This is a genomic window from Drancourtella massiliensis, from assembly GCF_016900655.1.
GTDB classification, from domain to species: Bacteria; Bacillota; Clostridia; order Lachnospirales; family Lachnospiraceae; genus Sellimonas; species Sellimonas catena.
The window spans coordinates 1-225 of sequence record NZ_JACJKH010000152.1; the positions used below are offsets into that span (position 1 = coordinate 1).

Annotated in this window: 2 rRNA genes; both read right to left on the reverse strand. The window is 55.1% G+C overall.

The window, feature by feature from the left end:
* Positions 1 to 99, reverse strand: a 5S ribosomal RNA gene (gene rrf / locus H6A32_RS16160); the annotation flags it as partial.
* A 62-nt stretch (positions 100 to 161) separates the two neighbouring features.
* Positions 162 to 225 (reverse strand): 16S ribosomal RNA (locus H6A32_RS16165); the annotation flags it as partial.

The window sequence follows — 225 nt, forward strand, 5'->3', positions numbered from 1 at the left end:
TCCCACACCGTCTCCAGTGCAGTACCATCGGCCGTCTGGGGCTTAACCATCGTGTTCGGGATGGGTACGGGTGTTTCCCCCAGGCGCATCACCACCAGCGAAGCTTGAGTGCTCTCTTCGATCACTCAACAATAGACAACGTCCCTTACTTCTTCCCTTAGAAAGGAGGTGATCCAGCCGCACCTTCCGATACGGCTACCTTGTTACGACTTCACCCCAGTTATC